The organism is Symbiopectobacterium purcellii (assembly GCF_019797845.1).
Classification (GTDB): Bacteria; Pseudomonadota; Gammaproteobacteria; order Enterobacterales; family Enterobacteriaceae; genus Symbiopectobacterium; species Symbiopectobacterium purcellii.
Map to the genome: position 1 here is coordinate 2,395,704 of NZ_CP081864.1, position 16,682 is coordinate 2,412,385.

Here is a 16,682-nt window from a genome sequence, read left to right on the forward strand (position 1 = left end):
ACACTCTTTGCATGTGCCGTCTGCTCGGCATCCTGGGATTTCGTTAGTCATGCTGTGGCTTCCTCGGTAATCACCTCGTGACTTTCTAACCCAGTGACCTGATAAGCCGTGAAGAGATTTCCATCCATGAAAAAATGCGCATCCCCTTCGCCGTGGTCTATTACTCCGGGAGGACTAACGCCATCGATTACTTCCGACGTGCCATCTTCATAATTCAGTTTTACTCTCATCTACTCCTCCAGATTGGTTGGCCCTGACCTGACATTTTTCCGATAGCTGGGCCAGTCAAAGTTAATCCACATGCCGCCGTCCATTCGCATCCTGTCCATTATCCGCTCGGTCAGTAGCGCAGTGAGTTTTTCCACGTCGAGATTGGTCAACATGCCTACAGGCTTCTTTGCAGACAGGCGGCGATCGACAATCTGGAACAAGACTATTTCCTCGTTCTGGTTGCCGCGCTGCACACCGATATCGTCCAGAATCAGCAGGTCAACGTTGCACAGGTCGTTCATCAGGTCAGCCTCTGACACTTTCGCGCCGTCCTGATACGTCTCACGAAAGCGCATCATCAGGTCAGGCACCGTAACAACCAGCACCGACTTGTTTTTCGATAGCAGGTGATTACCAATTGCCGCCGCCAGATGGTTCTTGCCAGTGCCACAGCCGCCGCTGAATATGAACCCACCGAACCGGCTACCGAACTCGCTGGCGTACCGCTTGGCCTTGTCCAGTGCGTTACGCTGCCCCGGTAACTCTGCGTTGTAGTTCTGGAATGAACAGGCGCGGTGAAGCTCCTGAATGCCAGAGCGACCAAGGATTTTTTGCAGACGGTTAACGCGGTTCAGTTCAGCGATGCGCTCCGAATCCTTCCGGCCCTGCTCCAGTTGCCACGCTTGCCACTCTTCCGGAGTCGTGAACTTTGGTTTGATACCTGCTGGCATGGCGGCCTGTAGGCGTCGAATTAAATCGCTCATCCTGTGAAGCCCTCCGGTATGTGGTTCATTGGTCGGCTAGGTCTGGCAACGCTGCGAGCTTTTGTCGATGGCTTGCCAAACTTGACCGCGTTCCTTAGCCACGTATTGAACGCCAACCCCCAGTCTTTGAAGGTTGACCCTTTCGAGCGGTGGTAATCGGAAAATGATTCGAACTCGTCTTGCAGATTTACACCCAGCTTGGCTGCCATGTCTTGGTGTTTTACTGTGGGAGAAAAGTCATCGGGGAATTGCGTTGCCCTCTTCGCTTTTTTCCCCTCCAAGGGGGATAAAGGGGGTTTATTATTTATATTGTTGTTATTACCTTCTTGTTCATGTTGTGCGGGAGTATGTGCGGCTTCATGTGCGGGTGCCGACTTTAAAGCCGCGCCAATACTGGCATCATCATGTGCGGTTGTATGTGCGGCATCATGTGCGGGTAAATTGTCTATTTTTCCGGCATATTCGGCATAATTCAGGATGGTGATCACCCTGCCTTTTTGCTTCTCACCGTCGATAGAAATCATTCCCTCTCGCACAAAAACAGATAGCATCCGCTCTACTGCGTCCCGGCTTATTGGCTTGCCTTTTCTGTCACACAATTGCAGCCCTAAATCAGCCGCTGTCACCACCAGTTGACCGGGTTGGAGTTGCCATACATGGCCTTTGAAATTCGCTGTGTATGGCTTTCTGGCTGCATCCATCAAGATGTTTTCCCACAGCGTTCTCAGGAACACGTCTTTAGCCCATGATTTCTTCCTGATACTCCGGTACAACGGGATGAAACCGCTTTTCTGGTTCTCCATCCGGTTGCTCCTGAATTGTCCCGGCTCAGGACCGGGGGATTTGATTACCTCAGCAGTGTTCATGCGGTGGCCTCCATGCGCTTAAATTCGATTACCCATACCCATGGGTTGGCGTCCCAGCTTTCAGCGCCGTAGATGGATTGCCACAACTCTGCAAAATTGTCGTAAGGCGTACAAACTTCACCGCCACTATCAGGATCTGCGTAAGTTGGTCGCCAGCCGGTCAACTCCATTCCTTCGGCCTGAGCATCTTCTTGGCTGATATCGTTCAACCGCTCAACGCGCACACCAGTGATTTCCAGCGTGATACGACTGGCCCAGCGAGGCATGTGGATTGATGGAACTAACTTCCCTTTCCCACCACGATAGCGGTACAAGTCAATCCATAGGCCAGCATCAAGCGGATGGGCTTTAATGGGCGTCTCTGCTTGATCTGCTGGATAGCAGACAACATCCAGACCTGATTCAAGTTCTTTCGCCCGGCATGCTTCGCGCACCCACAATCGATCGCCAACTTTGCCAAACGGGCAAAGGCAATGTTGAGGTGCGTCCAGAACATGCGTATGCCCCCCACTTTTGGTTTTTGTCGGCTTGCGTAAAGTCAGGCAGTTGTCTGGGCGGACATTGGCGACAGCCTGCCTCGTCTGCGTTTTCTGCCCAGACAAAATCGCCCGAACCATGTCGCCGTTGAAAATAATTGGTCTTTCCTTCATAATTTGTCCTAGAAATCGATTGTTAGTTGTTCCGAATCCACCGCGCCAACGGTGGATTTTTTCTTTATGAGCAACAGCGCAACCTGCTTAGCCAAATGCGCCAGCTCGTCGTCGTTAACTCCCCACTCCAATACCGCCAGAAGCATGCTCATGCGCGGTATCAGCGTTTCTTCCCACCGTGTAATTTGTGATGGATTTACGCCCACTGCCTCAGCAATAGCGCTTACCCCTTTCACAGCAATTTTGTTCAGTAAAGTGCTCTCAATTTGCAGAGCAGATTTGCGTGTTTTTGCGTTGTCCATTCAGTAATATTTTCCGTGTTGTTAGACGTGACAAAGCCGCAGCTAGGCCACGTTGTTTCGTGTTTGTTTTGGATATGCTCTTCTTCAGAGCGTGATGTTTAAGAGCGGTTAGGCTATGCGGCTAGACGATAGATTTCCGGCCGGTATTGCAATTTTTCTTCGGTCAGCACCTGAATGCGATATGCATCTTTTTCAGGGATTAAGTCTTTACACTGGGAAACAGCCGAATCGCTAATGCCCAAGGCTTTTGCAACCGCTCTGCCACTCCCGAAGTGGGCAATGACGTCTTGCTTGCGCATGTCCACATTCCTTTTTTATTAAGAGTTCTTAAATTATCAATCAGCAGGAAACTTAAGTCAAATGGTTTTAAGATTACTTAATGATAAAGAGTGAAAGCATCGGTCAACGCATACGCAGACGCCGCAAAGATCTGCGACTAACACAAGCATCGTTAGGCAGCCGCATAGGATTGTCTGGTAGCGCTATTTCTCAGTGGGAAGACAATAAGACCAGCCCAAATGGAGATAGCCTTATATCGCTGTCTAGAGAGCTTCAGTGCTCTCCTGAATTTATATTGTACGGAGAGGATTCCGTATCTAACGTAGAGCTTGCGGCTGTTGATTCTCGCCTTGTGCCAATCATAAGCTATGTACAAGCCGGAGCATGGACTGCTGAATGTACCATCCGATCCGTTGATGGAGGCATTGACTTTTTGCAGACCAATTTAGAATTATCGGCATCTGCTTTTGCTCTGGTGATCAAGGGAAAATCAATGCTGCCTGACTTCTCCGAGGGAGACACGGTAATCATTGACCCTGATGTCATTCCAATACCTGGTGATTTTGTTGTTGCGAAGAACGGACAAGAAGAGGCCATATTCAAAAAATACAGACCTCGCGGCGTTATAAACGGCAAGGACGTGTTTGAGTTAACTCCGCTCAATGACGACTACCCAACGGTCAGATCAGATGAGACCCCCATCAGAATCATCGGTACCATGATCGAGCATCGAAGGTACAGGCGAAAGCGATAACCCCATACCACACAAGCCCAGCCCATAGCTGGGTTTTTTTATTGACTAAATTTCAAGTCATCTTAATAGCTTAGAAAATATTTTAAGTTTTCTTCAAAATAAAACTTACACCATCATTTAAGAAGTCTTAAATTTATCTCACAGCAGGAAGCTGAGGCAGTAACCGGGCACGGAAAGCAGCCCACTTAACATTTGGCGCTGAAGAAGCGCAAACATTCAAAGCAGAAAGCTTTGGGGTGTGGTGCATAAGCACCTGGAAGCGACCAGCGCACAGCCATAGGCGAGCGTAGCACCAGCGGCAAACGAGTGAAGTCGAGCCGAAACAATGGTCACCGTACCACACCACCAAAGCTAACTGACGGGAGGATGTATGAACGCACAAGAACGCCGCCGCGAATCTCGCGCAGCTAAGCAGGCAGAGTGGAAAGCAGCTAATCCCCTGCTGGTTGGCATCAGTTCAACGAAAGGTAAGTAGGCATTACGCCCTACTCTTTCGCTCAGCAGGAAAGCAATGAACCGCGTAGACAAGGCTCTCATAGCCCGTGACACACCGGTTTATGACGACATGGACAACTGTTGTTTGCCGCAAGTGAGTTTGTTTAAGGCGGGATATCGTAAATCTGAAAATATTAGTGCGAGGTGATTATGTGTGAATGTCTTAAATTGATTGGCGACAAGTTAAAGCACCGCCTGATGGAGAATATTCCAGAAGGCTCCGAGGTTCACGAAGGATTTGATACTGGATGGGAAAACACTTGTCTTTCTTTTAGTACCGGAACACTGATTGTGATGATGAAATATAAATTAGCGTATCGCGCAAAGAAAAAAGACGGTACGCCAGCGAAGAATTTAACCCGCCTCGAAACAAACCTGAAAATGTCCTACTGCCCCATTTGCGGCGAGAAACAAGAATAGCCACACCAACAATAGGAATCTCATTTAAATAAAGTTTAACAATTGAATTTAATAAAACCAAAACCATTAAGTAATTAGATTAAGATGGCTAAAATCCGCCATCTTTAAAATAATATAAATCACTTTAACCACAATTCAATTTTTGGTTGTCCCTCATATATTTTAAAACGTAATTCATGTTTCTTTATGGTTCTGTCCCAGAAAGGCAATGATTTATTAGTCATTTCCACAAACAATCCATCTCCATCAGGTTCTGCTATTTGACCTATTAGGTGAAGAACGAAATCCTCAGCTATACCATTTTTCCTAGCTTCTGGTATTACATATAATTTATACAGTTCATCATGACTGGCTACGGCTGCCGCTGCTACTACTTTACCCACATCGTTCTTAGCAGCATAATACGTACCAGGGAAATCCATCCAAATATCTTCAATTCCAACATTATGTTGGTTGTTTTCATTTTCCTCAGCGAGAATTTCTTGAACTGATTTCAAATCATTTTCTGGCGGATCTGGATAGAAATTCATTTTTATTTCCTTTTAATTTATGGGGAGGGATAACAATATCAAGATAGATAAAAAAAACAAACACAGACGAATGGATAACATTTAGTTGTTTGATTTTAATCAAAAACGTTCGCAAGACCACACCAAAATCACATACTAATCAATCAGGAGTTACCCAATGGCATATACCAATGTCGTGGCTATCCCTATGGGTAGCTCAGGTTTCGACGCAATTAAAACAATCCAGCACCAGAAGAAAAATACTCTCAGCAGTGCATCATTTACGCCAAAAAGCTGGCTGCAACGGTTATTCGAGCAGCTTATTGCAACGGTTAATCAGCGAGGCCAACCATGATAATCAACGACGCAGGCATAAAAGAGATTCAGGATATTGTCTCTAAATTATCTGATGCAGATTTGGATGTTGTTAACGAAGGTTATTCGTATATCGACAAACGCATCAAGCAATCACACATATTCGAAGCCATGAAGAATATGGCAGGTGTTGATAGCTGCGTCGTTGACATGGTTTCTGATTTTGCAGACCAGCAAATAGCACTTGAAGTATTCACGGATGGATTTGTGCAGCAGTTGGCTAAATACGAATACGCCACGGAAATTTGGCTACGAATGAAAAACGGGGAGGATGCAGCATGAACGAGCAGGCCAAGACGCACTACAGAAAGGCGTTCGATTCGCCTTATCTCAGCAGTGCCGACATTGTTGAACCAACAGTTTTGACGATAGCGAAAGTAACGCTCGAAACAGACAAGACAAAGAAGACAAAGGATGTCTTTAACACAGCATATTTCGCGGAGAAGGAATTGCGCCCTGGCGAGAAATTGAAGCCGATGATTCTCAATGCGACGAACAGCAAGACGATGAAAGCGCTTACTGGTTCCCCGTACATTGAAGACTGGGCAGGAACGCGAGTGACGGTATATGTCGATACAAAGGTACGTTTCGGAAATAGCTCAGTTGAGGGGCTACGGATAAGCCCTACACGCGTCACCAAGCCAGTTTTGACTCCTGCATCTATTCAGGCATGGAATAACGCCAAGGCAGCCTATAAGCGCGATGGTGACTTGCGCAAGGTGCTTGAGCGCATGGATATGTCAGAAGAGCACAGACAGCAACTTATAGCTGAATGCGGGGAGGCGGCTGCATGATTTGGCATGACATCCAGCAGAACACCGAGGAATGGGAAGCGCTGCGCGTAGGAAAGGCCACGGCGTCCAATTTTGGGTTAATAATGGCTAACGCTGGGAAAGCGTTTGGCGACCCGGCAAAGCGTTATGCGCTACAGATAGCGCTGGAGCAAATTAAAGGATGCAAGTCAGAATTCAGCTTCTCTAATGAGCACATGGAGCGCGGTCACGAGCAGGAACCGATAGCCAGAATGCTGTATGAAGATATGAGCTTCATCGGCGTGGATAACGGCGGTTTCTTTGACCACGAAACATACGGTGACAGCCCTGACGGATTGGTAGGCAGTGATGGCGTTATAGAAATTAAATCTGTTATCGCCCCCACCCACTACGCCACATTGCAGCGCGGTAATTTCGATCCTTCATATCGCTGGCAATTAGTCGGGCACCTTGATTGCTCTGAGCGTGATTGGGTGGATTTCGTTAGTTATTGCGCGGACTTTCCAGAAGGTAACCAGTTAATTATTTGCCGCCTTAATCGTGATGACTGCATGGATGAAATAAATGCTCTCAGGGAAAGAAGAGAGCAATTCCTGTCGCTGATAATTGAAGTTAAGCGAACGATATTAAATCGCATGTAGCAATCAGGACTAACCCCATGAACACAGCATATCAACAAGCAGCCAATAACGCTGCCGAACTCGAACGCGCATATAAATTCACACAAGCCGGAACAATGTGGCTTGCTGCTTATGAATATGCATCTGACAAGAACAGAGAATACTGGGCTAATCGTGCATTCTTCTGTAAGAAGTTTGGATTGAAGTTGGAGGTGGATAATGGATTACATCAAGCTGATGTGATTCCGAGATTAACAAAGAAGTTGCTAAGCAATTCCCCAATCGCTTTCTTTTCAATGGTGATGGCGATCCTTACGAGCTTGTCAATAGCGATATTCCAGCATATTCAGGATCTGATTTCGATGAGGCTCCCTTCGAACCATGCAATAACCCATCAGACGCATGGGCCATTATTACTGAAAACAGAATCATGATTAATCCATATTGCGCCGATGAATTGTGGAAATGTGAGGCCATGTGCTCGTCTGATGGGTTTATGACTACTTATGCAACGGCATACGACAAAAACCCACTTCGCGCCGCAATGATAGCCTTCCTTATGATGAAGGAAAAAGAAAATGCCAGAGATAATTGACCAAGCAAATGAACTCGTCGAATTAACCATTCAGCACGCATTGGCTAACCGCCCTCCTCCGGTTCCATTCACAGGTAAATGCAGAAATTGCGATGAGACAATAAATACCGGCTCATTCTGTGATGCTGAGTGCCGCTCCGATTATGAGAAAAGATTAAGAAGGGAGAATTATTATGGCTAAATTCTATGGTATGGATTCAAGCTTTATCCACGACGCAGAGCCAAAAGACGGATTTGTTATCGACATGGTGCGAGCAAGTGATTATGTCGAATTAGAAAAGCGCATCGCAGAACTGGAAAAGCAGCGGGATGGGCTGGTTGCTGAGAATGCGCAAATTATCGCGCAGCGAAATGAGTTTAGAGCAGCAGCAAATAGAGCATTTTCTTACGGCGAAGGAAATAAGCCAGAAGATGCTAGAAAAGCATTACTTTGCGTAATCCAGCGTGGTGCATTTGAAACAAAAACAACCGACGCCGCAATTGCTGAAATCGGGGCAAAGGCGGTTGAGGATGCGGCCGAGCACCTTTTTAACGAAGGGGATATCGGCGCTTATGAGTATGAGCAAATGCATGAGTACGCCAACAAACTGCGCGGAGGTGGGGTGTGAGTGAAGTCGCCATCATTATTCCGACAGACATATCACAAATGGTCAAAGAGATCGAAATTGCCTATTCGCGCTATCTGAATGAATTTCGCATTCCTGATGACCATGTGATTCTGGTTAATTTCTCTGCGGGGAAAGACAGTACAACAACAGCAACGATTGCTAATCACCTGTTTGGCGGTCGCGTCCGATCAGTCATGGCGGACACCGACAATGAGCATGAATTAACTATTCAGTTCGCTAAAGACATACACCTGCAAATTGGTAGCAACCCGGTCGAGGTCGTTAAACGAATTTACACCGAGGAGGAATTTGCAAAACGACGGGAAAGGGTCACCGCTGGCTGGAAAACCAAACAGTCCATTCGGCTCGGAGCATATCGCGGTGTTGTGATGCCATCCCTTGCACGTTCAGATACAAAGTTTGGTCAGGCATGGCTTAAGACGGCAGAGCGATGGGGCATCGAGTTTGAAACCGCGTTAGATGCTGCGCTATCGGTTCTTCATCCATCGGGCAATAGTTTTCTCGATGCCGCTCTATTACACGGTCAGTTTCCACAACTGCGTAACCGATTTTGCACTGACGAACTGAAAATCCAAATCGTCTTTGATGCGGTGATAAAGCCGCTTATTGACGACGGTGAAGTAGTCGTTCAGTGGTCGGGTGTAAGGGCGCAGGAATCGACAAAAAGAGCCGCTTACAAGCGGTTTGATAAGGACAATCGCGACCCTGGTTTTCTCTACAACTTCCTCCCTATTCACCAATATTCACCAATGGACAGCGGCGGATGTTTTTGCTCTTCACAAATATTTTGGCATCAACCCAAATCCACTGTATTTGCAGGGGGCTTCTCGCGTCGGTTGCATGAACTGCGTGCTTTGCAACAAAGAGGAAATTTCAGAAACCGCCGCTCGCTGGCCTGAATACCAAGAGCGACACAAGGAATGGGAGCGCAAGGTGCGCCTTGCATCTCGTTGGGTGCACTGGATGAGTACCGGAACGGTGAGTCAGGCATGGGTAAACTCAATAATCGGCTTCCGTGAGATAACAGATCGGCGTGGCGAAACAGTGACAGTAAGACGCATGCTGGGTGACGCACCTCGCCTTTACGGACTCAATGTGGAAGTGCAAAACATTGACTGGTCAGGGTTCTACGGTACTCGCGGTGGCATGGGTTCACCGAATGTCGATGAGGTTGTCGAGTGGGCCAAAACAGGCCGGGGGGGCAAGGTTTATGACCTAGTTAAAGCCAGTCTTGATACAGAAGTTTGCTCATCACGATATGGGCTCTGCGAATAAGGACTAAATAACATGAATGCTTTGACGAATGAACGCTTGAATACAATAGCGTCATGGCGAAAAACCTACGGCGATGCTCACAACGTAATGATTCCAGCGCATGAAGCTGAGGAATTGGTATCGCGCCTTCTCGTAGCAGAAGCACGCGTGGTCGAGCTTGAGCAGCGTTGCGAGATTGATCCTCGCACCCACCAGCTTATCGACATGAAAGAGCGCGTTGCCGAGTTAGAAGCACAACTGGCAGAGCTGCGGGGGCAAAATAATCTTGGCTACGCTAGCAGAAAGGCAGTTGTGCGAATGCTTGATGGAAGGACGAGATTTACATGCGTATATCCCGAGCCAACTGGCGACTATAAAATACCTGTTTATCTCGATCCCGTTCCACCAGCCGCAAGCCATCTAATGGATCATCGTGCAGAAGGCATAATCTTTACCGCAAACCGCCTTTTAGCTGCATGGGATGCGGGTTTCATCGATAAACCGGCATCGGACACGCTTGACGTTGCGACAATGATTCTTTCTGCAATTGATGCTCTGCCCGACGCTACAGACGGCGATTTCAAGCGCGATTTTGCTGATGAAATGCTCACGTTTCTGCGCGAAGAAGCCAAGAAGGAACCTGCAAGCCAGCCTTACACGGTGCCGGATGAGATGGTTGGTTCTCTATGTGACCAGACGGATATCCAAGACTATATGGAGGCTGGAAAAGTCATTGGCTGGAACGCCTGCCGCGCCGCCATGCTCCAGTCTGGCAACACTCAGAAAACCAATGGCTCGCGCGAGCACTTTATTTCCCTGTGCAACGAATTCTGGAACTGGCAGGAATTCGACGAAATCAACGCCGGTGAGGAAGAGCCGTGCCTTGAATGGGATGGAGAGAAATTCACGCATCGTGTCACACAGACTTTGTGGCGAATTTATCAGGCCGCACCTGGCAACTGTTCAGCAACGCCAGTCCGCTACATGAACCGCTTTACTGGCGTGTGCCTCACATTAGAGCAGCAGCCAGATGCGGCTACTGATGCCGATGTTTATATTCCGCTGGTTCCGCTGCGCAAGGGGGAGTAGATGCGTACTCAGTTTGTGCGGAATCTTCCGCACAGAAAGAAAGTAGGCATGTGGTTTCAGCCGCATGCATTAGCCGGTAAAGCCGACCCCGACATGAAAATACTGCTCTGGAATATCGGTGATTACTACGGCAGGTTTCGTTAAAACGCCTGAGTGCAGTCAGGTGGTAATTAATCGGTGTGGAGGAACTATGTCACGCATGATCTCTTTAATTGAATGGGCACAAGCGGAATTCGGCGAAATGGCCCCTAGTGAGCGTGTACTCAAGAAATATGCCAAAGGGAGGATGATCGCACCACCAGCAATTAAGGTCGGGCGGTTGTGGATGGTAGATCGCGAGGCACGCTTTGTAGGGATTTTAGCTGAACCACGTATACCCACCAACGCTAACCCAAGATTACAACGGATCATTTCAGATGGCTGCTAGACCGCGCGGACATAGAATTAGCATTCCTAATCTCTATTGCAGATTAGACAAAAGAACTGGAAAAATTTACTGGCAATATAAACACCCACTGACTGGAAAGTTTCACGGTTTGGGGACCGATGAAGCAGAAGCAAAACAAGTAGCCACGGAAGCAAATACAATAATAGCCGAGCAACGGACTCGCCAAATTTTGAGCGTCAACGAACGTATTGCGAGGATGAAAAATACTCGTACCGGAATCACAGTCACGGAATGGATTGATAAATACCTTCAGGTACAACAAGACCGTCTCGAACACGGAGAGTTGAAACCCAACTCTCTCAAACAGAAAAATAAACCGCTGCGTCTTTTTCGTGAGCATTGTGGAATGCAATATATCAAGGATATTACTGCCGTGGATATTGCAGAAATTATCGATTCAGTAAAAGAAGATGGACACAGCCGCATGGCTCAAGTTGTCAGGATGGTGCTGATCGATGTCTTCAAAGAGGCTCAACATTCCGGTCATGTTCCCCCTGGGCAAAACCCTGCCCTTGCCACCAGGCAACCAGGCAACCAGGCAACCAGGCAACCAGGCAACCAGGCAACCAGGCAACCAGGCAACCAAGAAACAAGATTACACGCCAAAGGCTATCTCTTGAGGAATGGAAAGTTATTTTTGATGTGAGTAAAAAGCAACGCCCTTACTTACAGTGTGGAATGCTATTAGCGATCGTGACTGGTCAACGGCTAGGCGATATCTGCAATATGAAATTCACCGATATTTGGGATGACATGCTGCATATTGAGCAAGAGAAAACGGGTTCCCGCCTGGCGATTCCGTTATCTATTCGCTGTGAAGCGCTGGATATATCTTTACGTGAAGTCATAGCGAAATGCCGTGATGCTGTGGTGAGTAAATATCTTGTCCATTTTAGGCATGCGACCTCCCAAGCTCCCCGAGGGGGGCAAGTCTCAACAAAGACACTAACGTCAGCGTTTAAAAAAGCGCGCGACAAAAGCGGTTTGAAATGGGATGCCGGAACCGAGCCAACCTTTCACGAACAACGCTCCCTCTCAGAACGGCTTTACCGTGATCAGGGGATTGATACTCAGAAATTACTGGGCCATAGGTCGAAAGAAATGACCGACAAATATAACGATGACAGAGGTAAGGATTGGGTAGTCATTAGCACAAAAACAGCCTAGATTTTGTACAGTTTTGGAGAAGAGTTTTGGAGAAAGGATTTTGAGCCAAAAACTAAGGGGCCGAAATTGGCCCCTATTGTTAACCCACGCTTAATAGTGGATCACATGTTATCGATGATGTCTTGCGCAAACTCGCTACATTTCCGCAGCTTAGCGCCTTCCAGCTGACGTTCGAAATCGTAGGTCACAGTCTTGTTCTTGATCGCGCCTTCCATACCCTTAACAATCAGGTCGGCCGCTTCGAACCAGTGCATGTGGCGCAGCATCATTTCGGCGGAAAGAATGACTGAACCGGGGTTCACTTTATCCTGACCGGCATATTTCGGTGCAGTACCGTGAGTCGCTTCGAAAAGCGCGCATTCATCGCCAATGTTGGCACCGGGTGCGATACCAATACCGCCTACCTGAGCCGCCAGCGCATCGGAAATGTAGTCACCGTTCAGGTTCATACAAGCGATAACGTCGTACTCCGCAGGCCGCAGCAGAATCTGTTGCAGGAACGCATCGGCAATCACATCCTTGATGATAATGTCTTTGCCGCTGTTCGGGTTCTTGATGTTAACCCACGGTCCACCGTCGATCAGCTCACCGCCGAATTCGTCACGCGCCAACTGGTAGCCCCAGTCTTTAAACGCGCCCTCGGTGAATTTCATGATGTTGCCCTTGTGGACTAACGTCACAGATTCGCGATCGTTGACGATAGCGTACTCAATGGCGGCACGAACCAGACGCTTGGTACCCTCTTCCGAGCACGGCTTGATGCCAATGCCACACTGTTGCGGGAAGCGGATTTTACTTACACCCATCTCGTCACGCAGGAATTTGATCACCTTGTCAGCTTCTGCGGTACCGGCTTTCCACTCGATACCCGCATAAATGTCTTCGGAGTTTTCACGGAAGATCACCATATCAGTCAGCTCAGGCTGTTTAACCGGGCTTGGTGTACCTTCGTAATAACGAACCGGACGCAGGCAGATATAAAGATCCAGTTGTTGACGCAGAGCAACGTTCAAAGAACGGATACCGCCGCCGACCGGCGTCGTCAAGGGACCTTTGATGGCGACACGGTAGTCGCGAATCAAATCCAGTGTCTCTTCCGGCAACCAGACATCGTTGCCATACACTTGGGTGGATTTTTCACCGGTGTAGATTTCCATCCATGAGATAGCGCGTTTGCCGTCATAAGCTTTTTTCACTGCGGCATTAACAACATTGATCATCGCAGGAGTCACATCCACGCCGATACCGTCGCCTTCGATAAAGGGGATGATCGGATTATTAGGAACGTTCAGCTTACCTTGGGCATCAACAGTGATTTTTTGTCCGTCTGTTGGTACAACTACTTTGCTTTCCATTAACCTCTCCTTCGAGCGCAATTTTGTTAATGATTTGTAAGATGCGCGTCAATACTACTTGAATATTTTGCCCGCGCCAATCGCAAACCATTTCGAGTATAATGCCTTTGTAACTCTCGGCTATAAAGATGATGAATAAATTCTCGCTTAAAAATCAAAACCTTAAGCGATTCAGCTCGCAAACTTCACGTAAACGCGCGGTTTCCACTGCGCCGCGCCGCATCGTTCTGTTCAACAAACCTTTTGACGTGCTTCCGCAGTTTACCGATGAAGCAGGCCGCACCACCCTGAAAGACTATATCCCTTTTCCTGACATTTATGCTGCTGGGCGGTTGGATCGTGATAGCGAGGGTCTAATGATTCTCACTAATGACGGAAAACTGCAAGCCCGACTCACTCAACCGGGGAAAAAAACCGCGAAAATCTATTATGTTCAGGTAGAAGGCACTCCGACAGAGACAGATTTGCAGCAATTTCGTCGCGGCTTGCTATTGAAAGATGGCATGACATTGCCCGCAGGCGCAGAAATTGTTGCTCCCCCTGAGTGGCTATGGGCACGCGTGCCGCCGATTCGCGAAAGAAAAACGGTTACAGAAAGTTGGCTAAAAATCACGCTGCATGAAGGGCGAAACCGTCAGGTTCGTCGCATGACAGCGCACATAGGCTATCCAACCCTACGCCTGATACGTTACGGTATGGCCAATCAGACACTGGAACATTTACCGCCTGGCACCTGGAGAGAGATTCTCGATGTTTAAACCGCATGTTACCGTGGCCTGTGTGGTACAGGCAGAAAACCATTTTTTAATCGTTGAGGAAGAGATTCGCGGTAAGGCAACCTGGAACCAGCCCGCGGGACATCTTGAGGCTAACGAAACACTGATTCAGGCAGCCCGACGCGAACTGTGGGAAGAAACCGGCATCAGCGCCGCGCCGCAGTTTTTTCTGCGTCTTCACCAGTGGATTGCCCCCGACCACACGCCGTTTCTGCGTTTTTGCTTTACCATTGATCTCCCAGCAAGACATCCAACCACCCCACATGACAGCGATATCAGTTGCTGTCACTGGCTCACCGCTGAGGAGATCCTGCATTCCACGCAGTTGCGATCGCCGCTGGTGGCAGAAAGTATTCGCTGCTATCAGACGTCGGAACGCTACCCGCTCAGCCTGTTGGGAGCCTTTAACTGGCCTTTTGAAATACCCAATGCGCAGGATTAGCCATGCAGCCCTGACAACATCATGATAAAATATCCCGCTTGTTTTTCATGCTGACGCGTTGAAGTCCTATGAGCCGCGCGTCAGCACTTCAGTTCGTGAGACGCCCATGTCAGATAACAGCCAGAAAAAAATCATTGTCGGGATGTCCGGCGGTGTCGATTCTTCCGTTTCCGCCTACCTGTTACAGCAACAGGGTTATCAGGTTGAAGGCCTGTTCATGAAGAACTGGGAGGAAGACGATGACACCGAGTATTGCTCTGCCGCTACCGATCTGGCCGATGCGCAAGCCGTATGCGACAAATTGGGCATTGTGCTACACACCGTCAATTTTGCTGCGGAATATTGGGATAATGTGTTTGAACATTTTCTGGCGGAATACCGTGCCGGTCGCACGCCCAACCCCGATATTCTGTGTAACAAAGAGATAAAATTCAAAGCGTTTTTGGAGTTTGCTGCTGAAGACTTAGGGGCCGACTATATCGCGACTGGTCACTATGTTCGACGCCATGACAGCGGCTGCGCCACACGGTTATTGCGCGGCAAAGACGGCAACAAAGATCAGAGTTATTTCCTTTACACGCTTAGCCACCAGCAAATCTCGCAAAGCCTGTTCCCAGTGGGAGAGTTAGAAAAACCTGAGGTGCGCCGTATCGCAGAACGCCTTGGTCTGGCAACCGCGCAGAAGAAAGATTCCACCGGTATCTGTTTTATCGGTGAACGCAAATTCCGAGATTTTCTGGCGCGCTACTTGCCTGCACAACCGGGACCTATACTGTCCGTTGATGATGGCAAACCCATGGGGCAGCATCAGGGCTTGATGTACCACACGCTGGGACAGCGAAAAGGGTTAGGCATCGGCGGTGTTAAAGAGGGCAGCGAAGATCCCTGGTATGTGGTTGATAAAGATGTCACGAATAATATTCTGTATGTTGCGCAAGGACACGACCACCCACGCTTGATGTCGCAGGGACTCATCGCACAACAGTTGCATTGGGTCGATCGCCAACCGCGTCTTGAACCTTTCCGCTGCGTCGTGAAAACGCGATATCGTCAGGAAGACATTCCCTGTACGGTGACCCCACTGGACAGCGAACGCATCAGCGTTCGTTTTGATGCGCCGGTTGCAGCCGTCACGCCGGGTCAATCCGCAGTGTTTTATCAGGGAGAGGTTTGCCTTGGCGGCGGCATTATCGAAGAACGAGTACAGGAGTAACCTGTGGCTAAAAATTATCAGGACATCACGCTGGCACTGGCTGGCGTTTGCCAATCTGCCCATCTGGTTCAACAGTTGGCGCACCATGGCCACTGTGATAATGACGTACTGCAAACCTCGCTCAACAGCCTGTTGGATATGAATCCCGGCTCTACCGTAGCAGTATTTGGTGGCGATGAGCGCAACGTAAAGGTTGGATTGGAAACCTTGCTGGGCATCTTAAACAGCAGCGTCAAAGGCGTAGGTGCAGAATTATCCCGCTATGCCTTTAGTTTGATTGCCCTTGAGCGCAAGTTAAGCGGCAATAGTGCAGCGCTTGATGAGTTGGGTAACCGTATTAGCCAACTTTCACGACAACTCGAGCATTTTGAGTTGATGTCAGAGACGATTATCAGTGCCCTGGCAGGAATTTATGTTGACGTCATCAGCGCACTGGGCCCGCGAATTCAGGTCACCGGGTCTCCGGAAGTGCTGAAAAACGCGCAGGTGCAGGCCAAAGTGCGCGCCGCGTTGTTGGCGGGTATCCGAGCAGCCGTGCTGTGGCAACAGGTCGGCGGTGGGCGTTTGCAACTGATGTTTTCTCGCGCACGCTTGGTAAAAGAAGCCAAGCAGATGCTGGCCCGCTGTTAATCCATAGGCGGCCGATTGCGATGTAAAGAAACAGCGTTGTTGCCGCCCATGCATCATCACAACACCT

22 protein-coding genes and 4 pseudogenes are annotated in these 16,682 nt (G+C 48.6%); 18 read left to right on the forward strand and 8 right to left on the reverse strand.

Annotated features, from left to right (window positions below; all coding sequences use genetic code 11):
* Positions 1–47 precede the first annotated feature (47 nt).
* The 6 genes from K6K13_RS11200 to K6K13_RS11225 all read right to left on the reverse strand — a co-directional run bounded on the left by K6K13_RS11200 (position 48) and on the right by K6K13_RS11225 (position 3,091).
* Entirely contained in the window at positions 48–230 is a 183-nt protein-coding gene (locus K6K13_RS11200; protein WP_222160843.1) for a hypothetical protein, read from the reverse strand.
* On the reverse strand, positions 231–974 hold the full coding sequence (locus K6K13_RS11205; protein ID WP_222160844.1) for an ATP-binding protein: 744 nt from the start codon (positions 972–974) through the stop codon (positions 231–233).
* Positions 971–1,777: a replication protein gene (locus tag K6K13_RS23215; protein ID WP_252120476.1), complete on the reverse strand. Its 807-nt coding sequence runs from the start codon at positions 1,775–1,777 to the stop codon at positions 971–973. The genes K6K13_RS11205 and K6K13_RS23215 overlap by 4 nt, the downstream gene beginning before the upstream one ends.
* Positions 1,778–1,836: 59 nt before the next feature.
* Positions 1,837–2,490, reverse strand: a complete 654-nt coding sequence (locus tag K6K13_RS11215) for an ASCH domain-containing protein (RefSeq protein WP_222160845.1) — start codon at positions 2,488–2,490, stop codon at positions 1,837–1,839.
* Between the two features lie 8 nt (positions 2,491–2,498).
* A complete protein-coding gene (locus K6K13_RS11220; protein ID WP_222160846.1) occupies positions 2,499–2,792 on the reverse strand; it encodes a CII family transcriptional regulator in 294 nt (97 codons plus the stop codon).
* Between the two features lie 113 nt (positions 2,793–2,905).
* Positions 2,906–3,091: a Cro/CI family transcriptional regulator gene (locus K6K13_RS11225; RefSeq protein ID WP_222160847.1), complete on the reverse strand. Its 186-nt coding sequence runs from the start codon at positions 3,089–3,091 to the stop codon at positions 2,906–2,908.
* Between the two features lie 80 nt (positions 3,092–3,171).
* On the opposite strand from K6K13_RS11225, the gene K6K13_RS11230 reads away from it, so the two are divergent.
* The 3 genes and pseudogenes from K6K13_RS11230 to K6K13_RS11240 all read left to right on the forward strand — a co-directional run bounded on the left by K6K13_RS11230 (position 3,172) and on the right by K6K13_RS11240 (position 4,740).
* Positions 3,172–3,825: a LexA family protein gene (locus tag K6K13_RS11230; RefSeq protein WP_222160848.1), complete on the forward strand. Its 654-nt coding sequence runs from the start codon at positions 3,172–3,174 to the stop codon at positions 3,823–3,825.
* 370 nt (positions 3,826–4,195) lie between these two features.
* A pseudogene (locus K6K13_RS23220) lies at positions 4,196–4,468 on the forward strand (transcriptional antitermination N peptide).
* A 2-nt stretch (positions 4,469–4,470) separates the two neighbouring features.
* A complete protein-coding gene (locus K6K13_RS11240; protein WP_222160849.1) occupies positions 4,471–4,740 on the forward strand; it encodes a hypothetical protein in 270 nt (89 codons plus the stop codon).
* A gap of 119 nt (positions 4,741–4,859) precedes the next feature.
* Here K6K13_RS11240 and K6K13_RS11245 read toward each other — a convergent pair whose 3' ends face one another.
* Entirely contained in the window at positions 4,860–5,270 is a 411-nt protein-coding gene (locus tag K6K13_RS11245) for a GNAT family N-acetyltransferase (RefSeq protein WP_222160850.1), read from the reverse strand.
* 157 nt (positions 5,271–5,427) lie between these two features.
* On the opposite strand from K6K13_RS11245, the gene K6K13_RS11250 reads away from it, so the two are divergent.
* The 11 genes and pseudogenes from K6K13_RS11250 to K6K13_RS11295 all read left to right on the forward strand — a co-directional run bounded on the left by K6K13_RS11250 (position 5,428) and on the right by K6K13_RS11295 (position 12,199).
* Positions 5,428–5,604, forward strand: a complete 177-nt coding sequence (locus tag K6K13_RS11250) for a hypothetical protein (protein ID WP_222160851.1) — start codon at positions 5,428–5,430, stop codon at positions 5,602–5,604.
* On the forward strand, positions 5,601–5,906 hold the full coding sequence (locus K6K13_RS11255) for a hypothetical protein (protein WP_222160852.1): 306 nt from the start codon (positions 5,601–5,603) through the stop codon (positions 5,904–5,906). Before K6K13_RS11250 ends, K6K13_RS11255 begins: the two co-directional genes overlap by 4 nt.
* The gene (locus K6K13_RS11260; protein WP_222160853.1) at positions 5,903–6,418 is read left to right on the forward strand and encodes a hypothetical protein; all 516 of its coding nucleotides are present in this window, start codon (positions 5,903–5,905) and stop codon (positions 6,416–6,418) included. Before K6K13_RS11255 ends, K6K13_RS11260 begins: the two co-directional genes overlap by 4 nt.
* Positions 6,415–7,038, forward strand: coding sequence for a lambda exonuclease family protein (locus tag K6K13_RS11265; RefSeq protein ID WP_222160854.1), 624 nt, complete (start codon positions 6,415–6,417; stop codon positions 7,036–7,038). Before K6K13_RS11260 ends, K6K13_RS11265 begins: the two co-directional genes overlap by 4 nt.
* Positions 7,039–7,055: 17 nt before the next feature.
* A pseudogene (locus K6K13_RS23560) lies at positions 7,056–7,154 on the forward strand (hypothetical protein); the annotation flags it as partial.
* Positions 7,155–7,267: 113 nt separating this feature from the next.
* Complete coding sequence (locus K6K13_RS23565; protein WP_350338153.1) at positions 7,268–7,612, forward strand: phage protein NinX family protein; 345 nt, start codon at positions 7,268–7,270, stop codon at positions 7,610–7,612.
* 173 nt (positions 7,613–7,785) lie between these two features.
* Entirely contained in the window at positions 7,786–8,220 is a 435-nt protein-coding gene (locus K6K13_RS11275) for a hypothetical protein (RefSeq protein WP_222160856.1), read from the forward strand.
* Positions 8,217–9,516: pseudogene (locus tag K6K13_RS11280) on the forward strand (phosphoadenosine phosphosulfate reductase domain-containing protein). Before K6K13_RS11275 ends, K6K13_RS11280 begins: the two are co-directional and overlap by 4 nt.
* A 12-nt stretch (positions 9,517–9,528) precedes the next feature.
* Complete coding sequence (locus tag K6K13_RS23230; protein ID WP_252120478.1) at positions 9,529–10,584, forward strand: hypothetical protein; 1,056 nt, start codon at positions 9,529–9,531, stop codon at positions 10,582–10,584.
* Positions 10,585–10,774: 190 nt separating this feature from the next.
* Entirely contained in the window at positions 10,775–11,011 is a 237-nt protein-coding gene (locus tag K6K13_RS11290; RefSeq protein WP_222160857.1) for an excisionase, read from the forward strand.
* Positions 11,001–12,199 (forward strand): annotated as a pseudogene (locus K6K13_RS11295) (site-specific integrase). Before K6K13_RS11290 ends, K6K13_RS11295 begins: the two are co-directional and overlap by 11 nt.
* Positions 12,200–12,300: 101 nt before the next feature.
* Here the strand turns inward: K6K13_RS11295 and icd are convergent.
* A complete protein-coding gene (icd, locus tag K6K13_RS11300) occupies positions 12,301–13,554 on the reverse strand; it encodes an NADP-dependent isocitrate dehydrogenase (protein ID WP_222160858.1) in 1,254 nt (417 codons plus the stop codon).
* A 131-nt stretch (positions 13,555–13,685) separates the two neighbouring features.
* Here icd and rluE point away from each other — a divergent pair, with 131 nt between their 5' ends.
* The 4 genes from rluE to hflD all read left to right on the forward strand — a co-directional run bounded on the left by rluE (position 13,686) and on the right by hflD (position 16,615).
* Positions 13,686–14,312, forward strand: coding sequence for a 23S rRNA pseudouridine(2457) synthase RluE (rluE, locus tag K6K13_RS11305; RefSeq protein ID WP_222161058.1), 627 nt, complete (start codon positions 13,686–13,688; stop codon positions 14,310–14,312).
* On the forward strand, positions 14,305–14,772 hold the full coding sequence (locus tag K6K13_RS11310) for an NUDIX hydrolase (RefSeq protein WP_222160859.1): 468 nt from the start codon (positions 14,305–14,307) through the stop codon (positions 14,770–14,772). Before rluE ends, K6K13_RS11310 begins: the two co-directional genes overlap by 8 nt.
* Positions 14,773–14,878: 106 nt before the next feature.
* Positions 14,879–15,985, forward strand: coding sequence for a tRNA 2-thiouridine(34) synthase MnmA (mnmA, locus tag K6K13_RS11315; RefSeq protein ID WP_222160860.1), 1,107 nt, complete (start codon positions 14,879–14,881; stop codon positions 15,983–15,985).
* Positions 15,986–15,988: 3 nt separating this feature from the next.
* Positions 15,989–16,615: a high frequency lysogenization protein HflD gene (gene hflD / locus K6K13_RS11320; RefSeq protein WP_222160861.1), complete on the forward strand. Its 627-nt coding sequence runs from the start codon at positions 15,989–15,991 to the stop codon at positions 16,613–16,615.
* The last annotated feature ends 67 nt before the right edge of the window (positions 16,616–16,682 follow it).